Consider the following 18,013-nt stretch of genomic DNA (forward strand, 5'->3'; position numbering starts at 1 on the left):
AGGAGTGACGTGAAAACGCTGGAACCGTGGCTTCGCCGGTACTGGAACATCGTGCCGGCACGCGTGCAGGCGCTGGCATCGGGCCATACTAACAAAACGTATCTCGTCGAGTGCGATGCGGGGCGCGCGGTGCTGCGCGTGTCATGGTCAGGCAAGCCGGTCGAGCAGGTGCATCGCGAGGCGTCGATTCTCGGTCATCTCGGCGATACGCGTACAGCGCCGACATTGCCCGCGCTGCCGCGGCTGCGGCCGACCGTCGATGCGCAATCCGGTGTGCGGATCGACGATGGAAGCTGGCTGCACCTGTTCGAGCATATCGACGGCAACCCCGGCCTGCCGAATGACGCGCACGCCGGCGCGATCGATGCGATGCGCGCGCTCGCGCATCTGCATGCGGCACTGGCCGCGATACCCGTGAGCGAATCGACGTCGCTGGCGTGGCTGTCGGCACGTCATGAGCGCGTGGCGGCGCGCGCGATGCCGTTGCTGCCGGGCGACTTGAGCGGCGATTACGACACGGTGATCCGGCGGATCGGCGCGCATCTCGCCGCCGCCGCGCACTGGCTGACGGGGCCGGTGCATTGGCTGCACGGCGACTATCACGCGGGCAACCTGCTGTACGTCGGGCCGGCGGTGAACGGCGTGCTGGATTTCGACGATGCCGGGCAGGGCGTGCAGTGGCTCGAGGCGGCCTTTGCGCTGTTCGCGCTGTCGCGCGATGCGGGCCGGGACGATCGCTTCGTGTTCGACGCGCAGCGATGGGAGGCTGGCTTGCTCACCTATGCACGGACGCGGCGCGATGGTGTGCCGGACTGGATGCATGCCAATCGCGATGCATTGACGATGCTGTTCTGTGCGGACCAGACGCTGATTCATCTGGAGGCGGCGCAGCGCGGCTTGTGGGTGCCGGGGCCCGGCATCGGATTCCTCGGCGGCTGGCGACAGTTGCTGGACAATGCAGCGCCGGGAGGCTGACCGGCCGCTGCTTCAGTCCCGCCGATTCAGGAACAGGCGTACGGCTTCGACCGTGTTGGGCCGCGCTTCGCCATGTCGCGACCCGTCGTGCATGCAGAACAGTACATCGCGATGCTGCGCCGCGCTGGCGTCGACATGCGCGCACATCGCGTCGAACAGCGCTTGCGGCGACGGCGCCGGCCGCTTCCAGTCGTCCAGTATCGCGGTCCAGTCCGTGTGTTCGCGCCGCAGGCGCGCAAGCACGCCGGCGCGATCGTCCTGCGGCATCAGCCCGTACGGAAGACGCAGCGGGATCGCGTCCGGCGCGGTAACACCGGCCATCCTATAGGCATCGCGGATGAGCGCGTCGGTTGCTTCGATCTCGTCGATCAGTGCGTCGCCCGCCAGTGCGCCCGGCCTTGCGTGCGAATGGGTGTGGTTGCCGAGCAGGTGGCCTTCGCGCGCCATTCTCGCGGCGACATCGAGTGCGCCTGCCAGATTTTTGCCGAGCAGGAAAAAAGTTGCCTTGCACGATGCGTCGCGCAGGACGTCGAGCAACGGAGGTGTCGACGGGCCTGGGCCGTCGTCGAAGCTGAGGTGAATGGACATCGCGGGCAGGCGTACCGTCAAAGGTGGACCGGAGGAACGATAGCGCAAGTCGCGCCGGTTACTGAATGGGCTCGATGGCCAGCGGGCAGGTGCCGACCGGATGCAAACGCGTGCCGGTCCATTCGTAGAAGAACCGGGCCGCCTTCGCGTGGTTGTCGTCACAATCGTCGTTGAAGCAGCCGGCGATGATCAGCAGCGTGCTACCGGCGCGGAAATCGACGCGCTCGTCGTCGTTGCCCATCACGCCCGAGATGGCTGTCACGCCCGGCATCGTGTACGTCGCGCCCGTGATCTTGTCGACGATCGCGAAATTCCGGCAATCCGTTCCGCACCCCCAGATCGCCACGCGATAGTGACCGGCAAAATTGGCCGGTTCCGTGAATTCGTCGCGTATCACGGTGCGGTACAGGCGCGCTTCCTTGCTGGTCAACCGGGGCGATGCGGCCGGCTTGCGTGGCGCGCCGGCGGCCGGTGCCGGATAACGGTCGAACGAAGGTGACGGGCATGCGGATGCGGGGGGCGCACCGGCAGCGCCGGAACCGGCGAGCAGCGCAGCCGATGCGCTGGCGATCAGCAGAATTCGATGGGCGAGCGCCACGCGGGCACCTTCATGGTCGAGGTTGAGATCGGGCCGGCGGGGCCGAACGGCCGGCGACGACGATTCTATGACGCTTCATGCGCACAGGCGACCCGGAATGGCGATCGACCGCGCACGCATTCGATCGCGTGTCGCGCCTGCGATGCCGGCCGGCGCGCCGTCAAGCATTGTCAAATCGCCGCGATATCACGATGCCTGACGTTTCAGACCGTACATGGAGGCTGTCATGTACGGGTTGATTGAGTATCCTTGGATTCGATTCACGGTACTCACGCAGTCACAACCGGGAGGCTTCACATGAATGCACGTCTATACCGCGCGACCGTTGCCGGCGCGTTGATCGGATTGCTCGCACCGTTTTCGGTGGCCCATGCGCAGCTTGGCGATGTCCTGAAACAGGTCGGCGGCGGCGGCGATTCGGGCGGCAGTGCGGGCGGTGCGCTCGGCAACCTCGGCGGCCTCGGCGGCGCGCTGACGGGCGGCGGCGGTGCGTCGCTGACGCCGGGCAGCACCGGCAACGTCGCGGGCCTGCTGCAGTTCTGCATCCAGAACAACTATCTCGGCGGTGCGTCCGGCGGCGGCGCGGCGTCGGTGAAGGATGCGCTGATGGGCAAGCTCGGCGGCAATGCGTCGTCGGATAGCGGCTATACGAGCGGCGCGAGCGGAATCCTCGACGCAGGGGGCGGCAGCAAGCTCGATCTGAGCGGCGGCGGCCTCAAGCAGCAGGTGACCAAGCAGATCTGCGACAAGGTGCTGACGCAGGCGAAGTCGCTGCTGTAAGCGCAACGGCACGCCTCGCACGTGCCGGCATCGAAGGGGCGGTGCGCGCGCACCGTACCCCTGCAGCTATTCACACTGTTACGTCTGGAGCGGCGGAAAGGCCATCGCGCAACGCGAGGCCGGGGCCGCGCGCACGCGGCGCCGTGACGGTTCAATCGGCCAGCCGCTTGTCCGCGAGCGCCTTGCAGCAGTCTTCATACACCCATTGCACGAGTTTCGCGCGGTAGTCGAGATCGTCGGTATCGACGATTTCCTCGACTGCGTCGCGCGCCCACGACGCGTCGACGAATCCCGCATGCCGTTTCGCGATGTCCTGCGCGAGCGCCGCGAGCTTGGCAACCGAGAGCCAGTCGGCCTGGCGGTGATGGCGGTCGAGCCAGCGGTGCGCGGCCTGGACCTGGAACGTGGCGTCCGGCCACGATTCGTTGAGGTAAAACGCGCCGAGGTTGCCGCAGGTGAGCCAGCAAAGCAGCTCGAGGCGGTCTTGCGAGCCGAGGGTGTGGGGTGCGTCGGTCATGGCAGCGCTCACGAAATGCGTCGATTCCGGGCGGCGCCGGTTGCAATGGGCCGGTGCCGATAATAAAAACATAGCACGATGCGGGCCCGCCCGCGCACCCGGGCGGATGCTGACGTGGCGGCGGCGAGACGGACGCGGCGCCTGCGTTCACGGCGGGCGGTGCAGGGAGTGTGTGGCGGGAACGGAAAGCGCGCCAAAGCGCGGGAGCGGGCGGCCGGGAGCGGCCGCGTTCGCCGCGAAGCAGGCCCGTCGCCGGGCCTGCCGCAGCCCGCCGGACGGGTTGCCGATGCGCGAGGTTCAGGTCGGCGTGTGCGTGGCGCGCGCGATCGAGCGGATGCTGCGCTCGACGCGGATCAGGATGATCAGCACCGCGAGCGACACGAACGAGTACAGCGCGACGAGCGCGGCGGCGCCGGCGTAGCGCGCGGTCTGGCCGTTCTCGACGGCCGTGTCTTCCGCGGCCTTCTTCTCGTTTTCGATCGCGGTGCGGCGTGCGTCGTAGCGCTGGGCGAAGTCGCGTGTGATGGCCGTTATGACGTCGATATACGCTTGGTCGCGCGCGTACGCATCGCCGTGCGCGGCGACCTTTTTCTTGATGTCGGCCGCGACGTCCTGGCGCGACAGCACCTTGTCGAGATAGGCGATCTGCTGTTCGTAGTACGCGACGGGCGGATGGCCGTCTTCGCCGAGCACGCGCTGGAACGACGGTTCGTACACGTTGCGGTCGAGCGTGAAGTCCGGTGTCAGTGCCACGCGACCGTGTTTCTGCACGATGGCGGACAGTTGCGCCGACAGGCGCTGTGCGGGCGTCGCGGCGTCGTCCTTCGCAGTCGAGCTGCCGGTGGCCGGCGCGGACTTGGCGGGCGCGTCGCTTTCCCACGAGAACGTCGCCGGATCGACCTGGATGGCCGGGTCGATCTTCGACGGCTTCGACAGGTGCGCGTCGAGTGCGATCGCGCCGAAAATGACCCCGCCGATCAGCACTGCGGTCGCGAACAACAGCACGATCACGCGCAGTACCTGAAGATAGCCGCCCTCGATTTTGGTCAGGATGCTCAAGGCATTCTCCTTTCTTATGATGAATGAGGCGCCGAGGCTAAAGTCCTTTCGAATGGCTGTCAATCGTCACCCCGGCCGACCGAAACGATCGCTAGAATGTCGGCTTCCCTGGAGGCGGAAAACGATGAAAATCTACGACCAGTTCTACATCGACGGCGCATGGCGCAAACCGGCCGGAACCGGCACGATCGACGTGATCGACTCGGGCACCGAGGCCGTGATCGGCCGGATTCCCGAAGGCGTCGCATCCGACGCGCAGGACGCGATCCGCGCCGCGCGCGCGGCCTTCGACGCCTGGGCGGCCACGCCGGCCGCGACGCGCGCGGGCTACCTGCGCAAGATCGTCGATCATCTGCAGGCGCGCAGCGAGGAGCTTGCGCAGTCGATCACCGGCGAAGTCGGGATGCCGATCAAGCTGTCGCGCGCGATCCAGGTCGGCGGCCCGATCTACAACTGGAAGGCGTACGCAAAGCTCGCCGAGTCGTTCGAATTCGAGGCACAGGTCGGCAACTCGCTCGTCGTGCGCGAGCCGGTCGGCGTCGTCGCGGCGATCACGCCGTGGAACTACCCGCTGAACCAGGTCACGCTGAAGGTCGCGCCGGCGCTCGCGGCTGGCTGCACGGTCGTCCTGAAGCCGTCCGAAGTCGCACCGCTCAACGCGTTCATGCTCGCCGAAGCGATTCACGAAGCCGGGCTGCCGGCCGGCGTGTTCAACCTCGTGTGCGGCTACGGGCCGGTCGTCGGCGAAGTGCTGGCCACCGATCCGGACGTCGACATGGTGTCGTTCACGGGCTCGACGCGTGCCGGCAAGCGCGTGGCGGAGCTGGCGGCCGCGGGCGTCAAGCGCGTCGCGCTGGAGCTGGGCGGCAAGTCGGCGTCGGTGATCCTCGACGACGCCGATTTCGCGACGGCCGTGAAGGGCACGGTCAACGCGTGCTACCTGAATGCGGGGCAGACCTGCTCCGCGCATACGCGCATGCTGGTGCCGGAAGCACGCTACGACGAAGCGCGCGAGATCGCGAAAGCCGCGGCCGAAACGTACGTCGCGGGCGACCCGCGGCAGGACGCGACGCGCCTCGGCGCACTCGCGTCGGCCGTGCAGCAGCAGCGCGTGCAGGCATACATCCAGCGCGGCATCGACGAAGGCGCGGAACTCGTGACGGGCGGCACGGGCCTGCCGGAAGGGCTCGCGAAGGGCTTCTTCGTGAAGCCGACGGTGTTCGGTCGCGTCGATCCGAAATCGACGATCGCACAGGAAGAGATCTTCGGGCCGGTGCTGTCGATCATCACGTACCGCGATGAAGACGAAGCCGTGCGCATCGCGAACGATTCGCCGTACGGGCTCGGCGGCGCGGTGTGGGCCGGCAGCGACGAACGCGCGATGGGCGTCGCGCGTCGCATTCGCACCGGGCAGGTCGACATCAACGGCGGCACGTGGAACGGCGCCGCGCCGTTCGGCGGCTACAAGCAGTCGGGGCACGGCCGCGAGAACGGCGTGTACGGGCTCGAAGAGTATCTCGAGTACAAGTCGATGCAGCTGAAGCCGGCGAAGCCGGCCTGAGCGCTGCTCGCGGCATGAAACGGAAACGGCACGCTCGCGTGCCGTTTTTTTATTGACGGCCGTCAAGGTGCGCGTCGGTGGATCGTCGATCATCGCGGTTCCGATGTTCCGACGAGGTTTCAGATGACCGTACGCACTTCCTTTCCGCCGCTGACGATTCGCGGCCGCACCTTGTTGCCCGTCGTGCAGGGCGGCATGGGCGTCGGCATCTCCGCACACCGGCTGGCGGGCAGCGTCGCGCGCGAAGGCGCGGTCGGCACGATCGCGAGCATCGACCTGCGCCACCATCATGCGGACCTGCTCGCACGCTGCCGCGCGCAACCCGATCGCGAGACGCTCGAAGCCGCGAACCTCGAAGCGCTCGCACGCGAGATCCGACTCGCGAAGACTTACAGCGAAGGGCGCGGGATGATCGCGGTCAACGTGATGAAGGCGGTGAGCGCGCATGCGGACTACGTACGCGTCGCGTGCGACGAGGGCGCGGACGCGATCGTGATGGGGGCGGGCCTCCCGCTCGATCTGCCCGACCTCACGCAAGGACACGACATCGCGCTGATCCCGATCCTGTCGGACAGTCGCGGGATCGCGCTCGTGCTGAAGAAGTGGATGAAGAAGGGGCGCCTGCCCGATGCGATCGTGATCGAGCATCCGGCGCACGCGGGCGGCCACCTCGGCGTCACGCAGATCGACGACATGCACGATCGCCGTTTCGACTTCGCGCGCGTGCTCGACGAGACCGCGCAAGTGATGGCGTCGCTCGGTCTCGAGCGCGAAACGATCCCGCTGATCGTTGCGGGCGGCGTCAACAGTCACGACGCGGTGCGCGCGGCGTTGGCGGCCGGCGCGAACGGCGTGCAGGTCGGAACACCGTTCGCGGTGACGGAAGAGGGCGATGCGCATCCGCACTTCAAGCGCGTGCTCGCCGATGCGACGCCCGACGACATCGTCGAATTCGTCAGCGTGACGGGGCTGCCCGCACGCGCGGTGAAAACGCCGTGGCTCGATCGTTACCTGCGCAACGAGACGCGCATCCGCACCAAGCTCGGCGCGCTGAAACAGCGCTGCCCGACCGCGCTCGAATGCCTGAGCGTATGCGGCTTGCGCGACGGCATCGAGAAGTTCGGCCACTTCTGCATCGACACGCGGCTTGCGGCCGCGCTGCGCGGCGACGTCGCGAACGGCCTGTTCTTCCGCGGCCGCGAAGCGTTGCCGTTCGGCCGTGCGATCCGCAGCGTGCGCGACCTGCTCGACCTGCTGCTGACCGGCAGTACGACCGAGCCTGCGGCAAACCGTCCCACGTTTACGCTGGCTTGACGAATATCAAGATGGCGAAAAGACCCTACAGGGAGAATGGAAACCATTCTTTGGGGGTCCGTACCATGCATAAAACGATTCGAACTTGTGTCACCGCTGCCGCTGTCGCGGCGAGTCTTCTCGCGATGCCTTCGCTGTCGCACGCGGCATCGCCGGGAGACGGCATCAACCAGGGTGACGTACTGGTTCGGCTTCGCGCGATCAGCATCCAGCCGAACGAGCGCGCGAGCGACACGCTCGGCGCAATCAACACGGGCGTGAACAATGCGATCGTGCCGGAGCTCGACTTCACGTACATGATCCGCGACTACCTCGGGGTCGAGCTGATTCTCGGCACGTCGCGGCACCAGATGACGTCGAGCCTCGGCAATCTCGGCGGCGTGGGCGTGCTGCCGCCGACGCTGCTGCTGCAGTATCACTTCAACCATGCGGGCAAGGTGCGCCCGTACGTCGGCGCCGGGTTGAACTACACGTACTTCTACAACAACGGGCTCAACGTCGGCGGGCAGGGCGTGTCGATCAACAAGAGCAGCTTCGGCCCCGCGCTGCAGTTCGGCGTGGACGTGCAGGTGACGAAGAAGGTGTTCATGAACGTCGACGTGAAGAAGATCTGGATGAGTACCGATGCGACGCTGGGCGACAAGGGCATCGGCACGCTGCACATCGATCCGCTGATCGTCGGCGTGGGCGTCGGGATGAAGTTCTGACGCGGCAGGAAAAGCACAGAGTTGGGGTTGGCGGCATGTCGGTCGGCATGCCGCTTTTTTTTGCGCGGCCGGCTTACAGCTTGTCGTACTGGAAGCGCATCGCGGTGCCTTCGCGCGTGATGCGTTCCCACACCGCGCGCTTTTCGTCGTCGCTCAGGAACACCCAGTTCGACACTTCGGCGGCCGTGCGGCCGCAGCCCTTGCAGACTTCGTCGAAGAGGGTCGAGCACACGCCGATGCAGGGGCTGTCGGGCAGGTCGTGGAGATTGGAGGCCATCGGAAGGGTTCGCGCAGTTGAATCGTCAACCGCCATTTTAATGCATCGCGGTGGCCGGGTCGGGCGGCGCGGGCCGCCATGCTGTACCGGTGCGTAGGCACGACTGTCCGGCCGTGCGCCCGGCACGCGAACGCCGTTTCGCCGCCGTCCGTTTTTCCCGGTGGACAGCCGCCGATTACCCGATAGAATTCTTCCGGAACGCCCCGCCGCACGGGCGGCCCAATGGGCCCGCGGCGGGAATCTGTTCCGTTTGCGCGACACCGGCATGATTTTTTTGTGACGGGGCGCGAATGATGGTAGTTTTCGGGGTTTTCGAGGGGCGGCGCGCCAGAATGCGCCGTCATGACGAGGCAGACGGCAGCCGGGCAACGCGTCCGGCCGGAGGGAGAACGGGATGAAAGCAAAGGTAGTGGGCCGGTTCGCAGCGCTCGCGCTGTGCGTGGGTGCGTCGGCGGCAGCGGCGAAGGATACGCAGCTCAATGTCTATAACTGGTCGGACTACATTGCGAAGGACACGATCCCGAACTTCGAGAAACAGTCGGGCGTCAAGGTTCGCTACGACAACTACGACAGCGACGACACGCTGCAGGCGAAGCTGCTGACCGGCAGCTCGGGCTACGACATCGTCGTGCCGACCAGCAACTACGCGGGCAAGCAGATCGCCGCCGGCATTTTCGCGCCGCTCGACAAGTCGAAGCTGCCGAACCTCAAGTACCTCGATCCGCAACTGATGGCGCTCGTCGCCGGCGCGGATCCGGGCAACAAGTTCTCGGTGCCCTGGGCGTACGGCACGACCGGTCTCGCATACAACGTGACGAAGGCGCAGCAGGCGCTCGGCAAGGTGCCGCTCGACAACTGGGACATCCTGTTCAAGCCGGAAAACCTCTCGAAGCTGAAGACCTGCGGCGTGTCCGTGCTCGACGCGCCCGACCAGATGTTCGCGGCCGCGCTGCACTACATCGGCAAGGATCCGATGAGCACGAACCCGGCCGACTACAAGGCCGCGATGGACGTGCTGAAGAAGATCCGCCCGTACATCACGCAGTTCAACTCGTCGGGCTACATCAACGATCTGGTCGGCGGCGACATCTGCTTCGCGTTCGGCTGGTCGGGCGACGTCGTGATCGCGAAGCATCGCGCGATCGAGGCGAAGAAGTCGTACAAGGTCGAGTACTACATTCCGAAGGGCGGTGCGCCGGTCTGGTTCGACGTGATGGCGATCCCGAAGGATGCGAAGAACAAGGAAGCCGCGCTGCAGTGGATCAACTACATCGAGGATCCGAAGGTGCACGCGGCGATCACGAACGCGGTGTACTACCCGAGCGCCAACGCCGAGGCCCGCAAGTACGTGCGGCCCGACGTCGCGAACGACCCGGCCGTCTATCCGCCGGCCGACGTCGTGAAGACGCTGTTCCTGCTCAAGCCGCTGCCGCCTGAAATCCAGCGTCTGCAGACGCGTCTGTGGACCGAGCTGAAGTCGGGCCGCTGACGCGAGCCGAAGTGAACCAGCAGTCATGAAGCCCCTGGTGCCCCCGGGGGCTTTGTTCGTCTAACGCAGGAGAGAAGCAGCACATCATGAATAGCCAGTCGGGTGCGCCGGTTGCGGGCGCGCCGTTCTCCGTTTCCTCCTCCGGCGCCGATGCGCGCGCCGAGAACTTTGTCCAGATCGTCGACGTCGTCAAGAAATTCGGCGACACCGAAGCCGTGCGCAGCGTCAACCTGACCGTGCGCCAGGGCGAGCTGTTCGCGCTGCTCGGCAGCTCGGGCTGCGGCAAGTCGACGTTGCTGCGGATGCTCGCGGGCCTCGAGACGGTCACGTCGGGCAAGATCCTGATCGATGGCGAGGATCTCGCGCAGATGCCGCCGTACAAGCGGCCCGTGAACATGATGTTCCAGTCGTATGCGCTGTTCCCGCACATGTCGGTCGAGTCGAACGTCGCGTTCGGGCTGAAGCAGGAAGGCACGCCGAAGGCCGAGCTGAAGGAACGCGTCGCGTCGGCGCTCGAACTCGTGCAGATGAGCAAGTACGCGAAGCGCAAGCCGCACCAGCTGTCGGGCGGCCAGCAGCAGCGCGTCGCGCTCGCGCGCTCGCTGGTCAAGCGCCCGAAGCTGCTGCTGCTCGACGAGCCGATGTCCGCGCTCGACAAGCAGATCCGCCAGCGTACGCAGATCGAGCTCGTCAACATCCTGAACAAGGTCGGCGTCACCTGCATGATGGTCACGCATGACCAGGAAGAAGCGATGACGATGGCCAATCGGCTCGCGGTGATGAGCGAAGGCCAGATCGTGCAGATCGGCTCGCCGAACGAAGTCTACGAATACCCGAACAGCCGCTTCTCGGCCGAGTTCATCGGCTCGACGAACCTGTTCGACGGCGTGACCGTCGAGGACGAACCCGACCACGTATACATCGAATCGCCGGAGCTGCCGAGCCGGCTGTACGTGAGTCACGGGATCTCGGGCCCGCTCGGGATGCCGGTCACGGTGTCGGTGCGCCCCGAGCGGATCGCGCTCACGCGCAAGCCGCCCGAAGGCGCGTTCAACTGGGCGCGCGGCAGGATCAGCAACGTCGCGTACATGGGCGGCTATTCGCTGTATCACGTGAAGCTCGACGCGGGCAAGACGGTGATCGCGAACGTGTCGAGCCTCGCGATTTCCGAGCTCGACACGCCTGCGCTCGGCGACGAGATCTACGTGCGCTGGAGCGCGACGGCCGGCGTGGTGCTGACGTCATGAACGCGTTCAAGTCCCTGCTCGATTGGCCGGTGCGGCGCTTCAACCTGACGGGCGCGTCAGCGGTGGTCGCCGGGCCGTTCACGTGGCTCGTGCTGTTCTTCCTCGTGCCGTTCGTGCTGGTCGTCAAGATCAGCTTCGCGGAACTGCAGCTCGGCATTCCGCCGTACACGGAACTCGGGTCGTACACCGACGGCGTCGTGCATGTCGCACTGAATCTGTCGCACTACGCGTTCCTGTTCACGGACAGCCTGTATTTCGCGACCTACGTGAACTCGGTGTGGGTGGCCGCGATCACGACGCTGCTGTGTCTGCTGGTCGGCTATCCGATGGCGTACTACATCGCGCGCTCGAATCCGGCGACCCGCAACCTGCTGATGATGGGCGTGATGCTGCCGTTCTGGACGTCGTTCCTGATCCGCGTGTACGCATGGATCGGCATCCTGAAGAACAACGGGCTGCTGAACAACTTCCTGATGTGGATCGGCCTCACGCATACGCCGATCGAGCTGTACCGCACCAACTACGCGGTGTACATCGGAATGGTGTATTCGTACCTGCCGTTCCTCGTGATGCCGCTGTACGCGCACCTCGTGAAGATGGACCTGCGCCTGCTCGAGGCCGCGTACGACCTCGGCGCGAAGCCGTGGAAGGCGTTCGTGCAGATCACGCTGCCGCTGTCGAAGAACGGGATCATCGCGGGCTGCCTGCTGGTGTTCATCCCGGCGGTCGGCGAGTACGTGATCCCCGAGCTGCTTGGCGGCGCGAACACGCTGATGATCGGCCGCGTGATGTGGAACGAGTTCTTCAACAATGCAGACTGGCCGATGGCGTCGGCGGTGACCTGCGCGATGGTGCTGCTGCTGCTCGTGCCGATGGCGATGTTCCAGCACTTCCAGGCGAAGGAACAGGGAGGCCGTCGATGAAGCCGAATCGTTACCTGCAGTTCGCGGCACTGTTTGCCGGCTTCGCGTTCCTGTACATCCCGATCCTCAGCCTGATCGTCTATTCGTTCAACGAGTCGAAGCTCGTCACCGTGTGGTCGGGTTTCTCGTTCCGCTGGTACGCGGCGCTCGTCGAGGACGACGAGCTGCTGACGGCCGCATGGCTGTCGCTGAAGATCGGCGTGCTGACGGCGTTTGCATCGGTGTTCATCGGCACGTGGGCCGGTTTCGTGCTCGCGCGGATGGGGCGCTTTCGCGGTTTCGCGCTGTTCAGCGGGATGATCAACGCGCCGCTCGTGATTCCCGAGGTGATCCAGGGGATCTCGCTGCTGCTGCTGTTCATCGAGCTCGCGAAGTGGATCGGCTGGCCGGCCGAGCGCGGCGTGTTCACGATCTGGCTCGGCCACGTGATGCTGTGCATCTCGTACGTCGCGATCATCGTGCAGTCGCGTGTGCGCGAACTGAATCCGTCGCTGGAAGAGGCCGCGCTCGATCTCGGTGCGACGCCGCTGAAGGTGTTCTTCACGATCACGCTGCCGCTGATCTCGCAAGCGCTGATCGCAGGCTGGCTGCTGTCGTTCACGCTGTCGATCGACGACCTCGTGCTGTCGGCGTTCCTGTCGGGCCCTGGCTCGACGACGCTGCCGCTCGTCGTGTTCTCGCGCGTGCGCCTCGGTCTGAACCCGGAGATGAACGCGCTCGCGACGCTGTTCATCGTCGCGGTGACGGCTGGCGTCGTGATCGCGAACTTCGTGATGCTGCGCCAGGAACGCAAGCGGATGGCGGGGTACGCGACCTGACGGCTGCGTTGCCCGCAGCAATGAACAACGCCCGGTGCCGACGACGAGTCGGGCCGGGCGTTTTGTTTGGGGACGCGGATCCGTCGCCGCGTCCGGCTCACGCGCCGAACGCGGCCTTCGCCAGCAGCCCGAGCGCGACGCACACGAGCACGGCCGCGAAGCCGGCCTGCACGTGCCGCGCGGCGAGGTGGCGCGACGCGCCGCGGCCGGCGGCCATGCCGAGCGCGGTCGCGACGGTGAACCACAGCGTCACGTCGAGCGGCGCGCGCGTGCCCGACACGAGCGTCGCGAGCACGCCGCCGGTGCCGACCAGCGCGATCACCATCAGCGACGTCGCGACCACGCCATGCATCGACACGTTCGTGAACTTGCGCAGCATCGGCACGATCACGAAGCCGCCGCCGACGCCGAGCAAGCCCGTCATCAGGCCCGTCATCGCGCCGGTCGACGCCAGCGCGACACCGACCGGCCAGGACCATACGAGCCGGCCCGTGTCGGGATTCACGCGGCCGACGCACAGCGGCGACGCTTCCGCGTCGACGGGTGCGTGCCGCAACGCCTGCCGCAGCAGGCGGCCGGCGACGACCAGCATCGTCAACGAGAACAGCGCGAGCAGCAGGCGCTGCGGCAGGAGGTGCGCGAGCCGCACGCCGAGCGTGGTCAGCGGCACGCCGGCCACGGCCATCAGCAACGCGGCGCGATAGCGCACGAGCCCGCGGCGGAAACCTTCGAGCGCGCCGAGCGCGGCGCTGCCCGCTACCGCGACGAGTGCGACGGGCGTGGCCTGCTGCATCGGCCAGCTCATCCCGACGACGAGCGCGGGCACCGCGAGAATACCGCCGCCGGCGCCGGTCAGGCCGAGCACGGCGCCGACAAAGCCGCCCAGTACGAGAGAAATCAACATGACGTCATCGCGCTCCGGTCAACGTGCGACGGCGGGCTTCGCGAGCCATTCGCGGCCCTTGAGCATTGCCTTCCAGTAGAGCGGCGGCAGCACGCGTTCCTTGAGCAGCCACGCGAGCCGCGACGGGCGCTTGCCGTCGATCAGCCACGCCGGGAAGGTCGGCGCGACCTTGCCGCCGTACAGGAACTCGGCGAGCACGATCTTGCCGCGCTCGACGGTGAGCGGGCACGAGCCGTAGCCGTCGTACGCGGCATCGCCGTGCGCACGGCCGAGCGACGCGAGCAGGTTGTGCGCGACGACGGGCGCCTGCTTGCGGGCGGCCGCGGCCGTTTTTGCGTTGGTCGTGCTGGTTGCATCGCCGAGCGCGTAAATGTCCGGAAAGTGCTTGTGGCGCAGCGTCGCCGGATCGACGTCGATCCAGCCGGCCGCGTCCGCGAGCGGGCTCGACCGCACGAAGTCGGGCGCCTTCTGCGGCGGCACGACGTGGATCATGTCGAACGCGCGCACGACGGTTTCCTTGCCGCCGTCCGGCAGCGCGCGCGTGAACGTCGCCTGGCGCGCGGGGCCGTCGATCGCGACGAGGTTGTGGCCGAACGACAGTGCGATGTCGTAGCTTTTCACGTACTCCATCAGCGCGGGCACGTAGTCGGCGACGCCGAACAGCGCAGCGCCCGCATTCAGGAACTCGACGTTCGCGGCTTCGAGGCGGCCGGCGCGCCGCCAGTGGTCGCACGACAGGTACATCGCCTTCTGCGGCGCGCCCGCGCACTTGATCGGCATCGGCGGCTGCGTGAAGAGCGCATTGCCGCCACGGAACGCGCGCACGAGCTCCCACGTGTACGGCGCGAGATCGTAGCGGTAGTTCGACGTGACGCCGTTGCGGCCGAGCGTGTCGGCGAGGCCGTCGATCGCGTGCCAGTCGAGCTTGAGCCCCGGGCACACGACGAGCTTGCGATAGCCGATGCGGCGGCAGCCGTCGAGCACGACCGTGTGCGCGTCGGGTTCGAAGCCCGCGACGGCGGCCTGGATCCGGTGCACGCCGCGCGGCAGCACGTCGGTCATCCGGCGTGCGGTGGTTTCCGGCTGGAACACGCCCGCGCCGACCATCGTCCAGCCCGGCTGGTAGTAATGGACGTCGGCCGGATCGATGACCGCGATGTCGAGCGACGCGTCGCGCGCGAGCAGGCTCGACGCGACCGCGATGCCGGCCGCGCCCGCACCGACGATCACGATGTCGTGCCGCGCGTCGACGGCCGGCGCCGCGTGGCGGCCGCCTTGCGCGACACGCGACGCGAGCGCGCTCAGGTCGTAGCCGGCTGCGCCGGCGCTGGCGACGATGTCGTTCGGCGGCCGCAGCCCTGCTTGCGACAGCGCCCACAGCGTGGCCGAGCGCGTGCCGCTGCGGCAGTACGCGAGCACCGGGCCGTCGAGCGACGCGAGCAGCGCGCCGAACTGCGCGGCCTGGTCGTCGGTCACCTTGCCGGTATCGACCGGCAGGTAATGCACGTCGATGCCGAGCGGCGCGGCGGCCGCGCGGATCTCGGTGACGGTCGGCTGGTCGGCGCCTTCGCCGTCGGGCCGGTTGCAGATGATCGCGCGGATACCGGCCGCGCGAAGCGCGGGCAGGTCGGCCGCCGCGATCTGCGGCGAGACCGACAGCGCGTCGGTCAGCTTGCGGATGGTCATGTCGGGGTTCTCCGGATGGGGCGGGGCGTGCGGCTCAGATCGCGTCGAGCGGGATCTTCAGGTAGCGCACGCCATTGTTCTCGGGTTCGGGCAGGTGGCCGGCGCGCATGTTGACCTGCACGGACGGCAGCATCAGGACGGGCATGGCGAGCGTCGCGTCGCGCGCGGTGCGCATCGCGACGAAATCGTCCTCGGTCACACCGTCCTTCACGTGCACGTTCGCGTGGCGCTGCTCGGCGACGGTCGTCACGAACTGCACGTCGCGGCCGCCCGGCTGGTAGTCGTGGCACAGGTACAGGTGCGTGTCGGGCGGCAGCGCGAGCACGCGCGCGATCGAGCGGTACAGCGTGCGCGCATCGCCGCCGGGGAAGTCGCAGCGGGCCGTGCCGTAGTCGGGCATGAACAGCGTGTCGCCGACGAACGCCGCGCGCTGCTTCGCGTCGTCGACGCAGTAGGTCATGCACGCGGGCGTGTGGCCCGGCGTATGCAGCGCGCGGATCGTCAGCGCGCCGAGCGCGAGCGTGTCGCCGTCGTCGACGAGCCGGTCGAACTGGCGGCCGTCCTCCGCGAAACCGGGGCCCGCGTTGAACAGCGTGCCGAACACGTGCTGCACGCGGCGCACGTGCGAGCCGATCGCGATCTGGCCGCCGACGTGTTCCTTCAGGTACGGCGCGGCCGACAGGTGGTCGGCGTGCACGTGGGTTTCCAGCAGCCAGTGCACGTCCGCGCCGAGTTCGGCGACGCGGGCGATCAGCCGGTCGGCGCTGGCCGTGTGCGTGCGGCCGGATTTCGGGTCGTAGTCGAGCACGCTGTCGATCAGCGCGCACGCGCGGCTCTCGGTATCGAGCAGGAGATAGCTGACGGTGTGGGTCGCCGGGTCGAAAAAGCCTTCGACCGACAGGGCGGGTGCGTTGCTCACGGGGTGTCCTCGATCGGGTTCTGCATCTGCAATCGGGATCTTTGTCTCAAGAAGCGTGCCAGCCGGCGATGCGGTACCGGCCGATGTGCCAGCGGCTTGATTCGGCTCGGGTTTTCGGCGTGCCGGCAGCGATGTGGCGGTGCGATCGGGGGCCGGTCGAGGATGCGGACTGCCATAACTGGCAGTGTCGTGGCAGAATTGGCAGTCAGCCTGGCAGTCCACCCAGGCGTCTTTTCACCGAGCGAGCCTCCGCATGAATCCGCACGACACCATCCCGATCGTCCCCGTGCCGCGTCGCGACGCGATGCCCGACGTGCGCGCGCTCGTCGCGTATCTCGAGCAGGACCCGCAGCCGATGATCGTCGTCGATCCCGACTACCGCATCCTCGCGGCGAACGATGCGTACCGGCGCCAGTTCGGCGTGGCGGGCGTCGAGCACGTGGGCCGGCACTGCTTCCAGGTCTCGCATCACTACGACGTGCCGTGCGACCAGGCCGGCGAGCATTGCCCGATGAAGCAGGCGCTCGAGTCGCGCGGGCTGAACCGCGTGCTGCACATCCATCACACGCCGCGCGGCCCCGAGCACGTCGACGTCGAGCTGCGGCCGATCTTCGATGCGGACGGCAACGTGATTGCCTATGTCGAGCGGCTGACGACGGTGCGCAGCGCGTCCGCGCAGCCAAGCGCGGAGGGGCTCGTCGGCGGCGCCGACGCGTTCAATGCGGCGCTCGGCGCGTTGCAGCGCGTCGCGCCGTCGACGCTGCCGGTGCTGCTGCTCGGCGAATCGGGCACCGGCAAGGAACTGTTCGCCCGCGCGCTGCACGAGGCGAGCGCGCGCGCGATGGGGCCGTTCGTCGTCGTCGATTGTTCGGGGATTGCCGAGACGTTGTTCGAAAGCGAATTGTTCGGTTACGAGAAGGGCGCGTTTACGGGCGCGAACCAGCGCAAGCCGGGCCTCGTCGAAACCGCCCAGGGCGGCACGCTGTTTCTCGACGAGATCGGCGACGTGCCGCTGCCGATGCAGGTGAAGCTGTTGCGGCTGATCGAATCCGGCACGTTCCGGCGCGTCGGCGGCGTCGAGGCGCTGCGCGCGGATTTCCGGCTCGTCGCGGCCACGCACAAGCCGCTGCGCGAGATGATCGACGACGGCCGGTTCCGGCAGGATCTGTACTACCGGATCAACGCGTTTCCGATTCCGCTGCCGGCGCTGCGCGAACGGCGCGGCGACGTCGCGCTGCTGGCCGAATCGATCCTGCGACGGATCGCGAATGCGCGCGCCAAGGCGGGCGATGCGAGCGCGCGGCCGTTCGCGGCCCGGCCGTACGTGCTGACCGAGCGCGCGCGTGCGTGTCTCGATGCGTATGCATGGCCCGGCAACATCCGCGAGCTGCGCAACGTGCTCGAACGCGCATGCCTGTTTGCCGACGACGGGACGATCCGCGTCGAGCATCTGCCGGCCGAACTCGTCGCGGCAGCCGCCGCACCGCAAGATCGTGCGGAGGAGGCGCGCGGCGTGTCGGACGCGGAACTCGTGCGGATCGCGCGCACGTTCGACGGCACGCGCAAGGCGCTCGCGGAGCAGGTCGGGATGAGCGAGCGGACGCTGTACCGGCGGATGAAGGCGCTCGGGCTCGGCTCGCGCGACCGCTGA

At 67.4% G+C, this 18,013-nt stretch carries 18 protein-coding genes; 10 read left to right on the forward strand and 8 right to left on the reverse strand.

What is annotated here, in order from left to right:
• Positions 1-9: 9 nt before the first annotated feature.
• Positions 10-975, forward strand: a complete 966-nt coding sequence (locus HWX87_RS15310; RefSeq protein ID WP_244137679.1) for a phosphotransferase — start codon at positions 10-12, stop codon at positions 973-975.
• 12 nt (positions 976-987) lie between these two features.
• Here the strand turns inward: HWX87_RS15310 and HWX87_RS15315 are convergent, their stop codons facing one another.
• Together HWX87_RS15315 and HWX87_RS15320 are read right to left on the reverse strand one after the other, a co-directional pair.
• A complete protein-coding gene (locus HWX87_RS15315) occupies positions 988-1,563 on the reverse strand; it encodes a polysaccharide deacetylase family protein (protein WP_176047900.1) in 576 nt (191 codons plus the stop codon).
• Between the two features lie 58 nt (positions 1,564-1,621).
• On the reverse strand, positions 1,622-2,161 hold the full coding sequence (locus tag HWX87_RS15320) for a hypothetical protein (RefSeq protein WP_176047901.1): 540 nt from the start codon (positions 2,159-2,161) through the stop codon (positions 1,622-1,624).
• 297 nt (positions 2,162-2,458) lie between these two features.
• Here HWX87_RS15320 and HWX87_RS15325 point away from each other — a divergent pair, with 297 nt between their 5' ends.
• The gene (locus HWX87_RS15325; RefSeq protein ID WP_176047902.1) at positions 2,459-2,941 is read left to right on the forward strand and encodes a DUF2501 domain-containing protein; all 483 of its coding nucleotides are present in this window, start codon (positions 2,459-2,461) and stop codon (positions 2,939-2,941) included.
• 151 nt (positions 2,942-3,092) lie between these two features.
• Here HWX87_RS15325 and HWX87_RS15330 read toward each other — a convergent pair whose 3' ends face one another.
• Both HWX87_RS15330 and HWX87_RS15335 read right to left on the reverse strand, forming a co-directional pair.
• Positions 3,093-3,458, reverse strand: a complete 366-nt coding sequence (locus HWX87_RS15330) for a hypothetical protein (protein WP_176047903.1) — start codon at positions 3,456-3,458, stop codon at positions 3,093-3,095.
• 297 nt (positions 3,459-3,755) lie between these two features.
• On the reverse strand, positions 3,756-4,517 hold the full coding sequence (locus HWX87_RS15335) for a hypothetical protein (RefSeq protein WP_176047904.1): 762 nt from the start codon (positions 4,515-4,517) through the stop codon (positions 3,756-3,758).
• Between the two features lie 124 nt (positions 4,518-4,641).
• Here HWX87_RS15335 and HWX87_RS15340 point away from each other — a divergent pair, with 124 nt between their 5' ends.
• The 3 genes from HWX87_RS15340 (at position 4,642) to HWX87_RS15350 (ending at position 8,099) form a co-directional block, all read left to right on the forward strand.
• Entirely contained in the window at positions 4,642-6,078 is a 1,437-nt protein-coding gene (locus HWX87_RS15340) for an aldehyde dehydrogenase family protein (RefSeq protein ID WP_176047905.1), read from the forward strand.
• Between the two features lie 123 nt (positions 6,079-6,201).
• The gene (locus HWX87_RS15345; protein WP_176047906.1) at positions 6,202-7,392 is read left to right on the forward strand and encodes a nitronate monooxygenase family protein; all 1,191 of its coding nucleotides are present in this window, start codon (positions 6,202-6,204) and stop codon (positions 7,390-7,392) included.
• A 65-nt stretch (positions 7,393-7,457) separates the two neighbouring features.
• The gene (locus HWX87_RS15350; protein WP_176047907.1) at positions 7,458-8,099 is read left to right on the forward strand and encodes an OmpW family outer membrane protein; all 642 of its coding nucleotides are present in this window, start codon (positions 7,458-7,460) and stop codon (positions 8,097-8,099) included.
• A gap of 73 nt (positions 8,100-8,172) precedes the next feature.
• Here the strand turns inward: HWX87_RS15350 and HWX87_RS15355 are convergent, their stop codons facing one another.
• Positions 8,173-8,376 carry a DUF1289 domain-containing protein gene (locus HWX87_RS15355; RefSeq protein WP_006493160.1) on the reverse strand — a complete coding sequence of 68 codons (204 nt, stop codon included), beginning with the start codon at positions 8,374-8,376 and terminating at the stop codon, positions 8,173-8,175.
• A 394-nt stretch (positions 8,377-8,770) separates the two neighbouring features.
• On the opposite strand from HWX87_RS15355, the gene HWX87_RS15360 reads away from it, so the two are divergent.
• From HWX87_RS15360 to HWX87_RS15375, 4 genes are all read left to right on the forward strand, one after another.
• Positions 8,771-9,865: a polyamine ABC transporter substrate-binding protein gene (locus HWX87_RS15360; protein WP_176047908.1), complete on the forward strand. Its 1,095-nt coding sequence runs from the start codon at positions 8,771-8,773 to the stop codon at positions 9,863-9,865.
• A gap of 86 nt (positions 9,866-9,951) precedes the next feature.
• Positions 9,952-11,112 (forward strand): polyamine ABC transporter ATP-binding protein, encoded by a 1,161-nt coding sequence (gene potA / locus HWX87_RS15365; RefSeq protein ID WP_176047909.1) that lies wholly within the window; start codon positions 9,952-9,954, stop codon positions 11,110-11,112.
• Positions 11,109-12,035 carry an ABC transporter permease subunit gene (locus HWX87_RS15370; protein ID WP_176047910.1) on the forward strand — a complete coding sequence of 309 codons (927 nt, stop codon included), beginning with the start codon at positions 11,109-11,111 and terminating at the stop codon, positions 12,033-12,035. Before potA ends, HWX87_RS15370 begins: the two co-directional genes overlap by 4 nt.
• Positions 12,032-12,853, forward strand: a complete 822-nt coding sequence (locus tag HWX87_RS15375) for an ABC transporter permease subunit (protein WP_176047911.1) — start codon at positions 12,032-12,034, stop codon at positions 12,851-12,853. The genes HWX87_RS15370 and HWX87_RS15375 overlap by 4 nt, the downstream gene beginning before the upstream one ends.
• 97 nt (positions 12,854-12,950) lie before the next feature.
• Here the strand turns inward: HWX87_RS15375 and HWX87_RS15380 are convergent, their stop codons facing one another.
• The 3 genes from HWX87_RS15380 to HWX87_RS15390 are packed head-to-tail and all read right to left on the reverse strand — an operon-like array spanning position 12,951 to position 16,362.
• Positions 12,951-13,757, reverse strand: coding sequence for a sulfite exporter TauE/SafE family protein (locus tag HWX87_RS15380; protein ID WP_176047912.1), 807 nt, complete (start codon positions 13,755-13,757; stop codon positions 12,951-12,953).
• 18 nt (positions 13,758-13,775) lie between these two features.
• Positions 13,776-15,443 carry a bifunctional protein tyrosine phosphatase family protein/NAD(P)/FAD-dependent oxidoreductase gene (locus HWX87_RS15385; protein WP_176047913.1) on the reverse strand — a complete coding sequence of 556 codons (1,668 nt, stop codon included), beginning with the start codon at positions 15,441-15,443 and terminating at the stop codon, positions 13,776-13,778.
• A gap of 34 nt (positions 15,444-15,477) precedes the next feature.
• Entirely contained in the window at positions 15,478-16,362 is an 885-nt protein-coding gene (locus tag HWX87_RS15390; protein WP_176047914.1) for an MBL fold metallo-hydrolase, read from the reverse strand.
• Between the two features lie 253 nt (positions 16,363-16,615).
• On the opposite strand from HWX87_RS15390, the gene HWX87_RS15395 reads away from it, so the two are divergent.
• Complete coding sequence (locus tag HWX87_RS15395; protein WP_176047915.1) at positions 16,616-18,013, forward strand: sigma 54-interacting transcriptional regulator; 1,398 nt, start codon at positions 16,616-16,618, stop codon at positions 18,011-18,013.

This window comes from Burkholderia sp. BCC1644, from assembly GCF_902833225.1.
In the GTDB taxonomy this organism is placed as follows: Bacteria; Pseudomonadota; Gammaproteobacteria; order Burkholderiales; family Burkholderiaceae; genus Burkholderia.

Excerpts from the sequence above, each read along its gene's own strand:
- HWX87_RS15370 (WP_176047910.1), top strand. The coding sequence starts at position 11,109 with ATGAACGCGTTCAAGTCCCTGCTCGATTGGCCGGTGCGGCGCTTCAAC.
- HWX87_RS15340 (WP_176047905.1), top strand. The coding sequence starts at position 4,642 with ATGAAAATCTACGACCAGTTCTACATCGACGGCGCATGGCGCAAACCG.
- HWX87_RS15355 (WP_006493160.1), bottom strand. The coding sequence starts at position 8,376 with ATGGCCTCCAATCTCCACGACCTGCCCGACAGCCCCTGCATCGGCGTG.
- HWX87_RS15315 (WP_176047900.1), bottom strand. The coding sequence starts at position 1,563 with ATGTCCATTCACCTCAGCTTCGACGACGGCCCAGGCCCGTCGACACCT.
- HWX87_RS15375 (WP_176047911.1), top strand. The coding sequence starts at position 12,032 with ATGAAGCCGAATCGTTACCTGCAGTTCGCGGCACTGTTTGCCGGCTTC.
- HWX87_RS15385 (WP_176047913.1), bottom strand. The coding sequence starts at position 15,443 with ATGACCATCCGCAAGCTGACCGACGCGCTGTCGGTCTCGCCGCAGATC.
- HWX87_RS15345 (WP_176047906.1), top strand. The coding sequence starts at position 6,202 with ATGACCGTACGCACTTCCTTTCCGCCGCTGACGATTCGCGGCCGCACC.
- HWX87_RS15395 (WP_176047915.1), top strand. The coding sequence starts at position 16,616 with ATGAATCCGCACGACACCATCCCGATCGTCCCCGTGCCGCGTCGCGAC.
- HWX87_RS15325 (WP_176047902.1), top strand. The coding sequence starts at position 2,459 with ATGAATGCACGTCTATACCGCGCGACCGTTGCCGGCGCGTTGATCGGA.
- potA (WP_176047909.1), top strand. The coding sequence starts at position 9,952 with ATGAATAGCCAGTCGGGTGCGCCGGTTGCGGGCGCGCCGTTCTCCGTT.
- HWX87_RS15380 (WP_176047912.1), bottom strand. The coding sequence starts at position 13,757 with ATGTTGATTTCTCTCGTACTGGGCGGCTTTGTCGGCGCCGTGCTCGGC.
- HWX87_RS15350 (WP_176047907.1), top strand. The coding sequence starts at position 7,458 with ATGCATAAAACGATTCGAACTTGTGTCACCGCTGCCGCTGTCGCGGCG.
- HWX87_RS15360 (WP_176047908.1), top strand. The coding sequence starts at position 8,771 with ATGAAAGCAAAGGTAGTGGGCCGGTTCGCAGCGCTCGCGCTGTGCGTG.
- HWX87_RS15330 (WP_176047903.1), bottom strand. The coding sequence starts at position 3,458 with ATGACCGACGCACCCCACACCCTCGGCTCGCAAGACCGCCTCGAGCTG.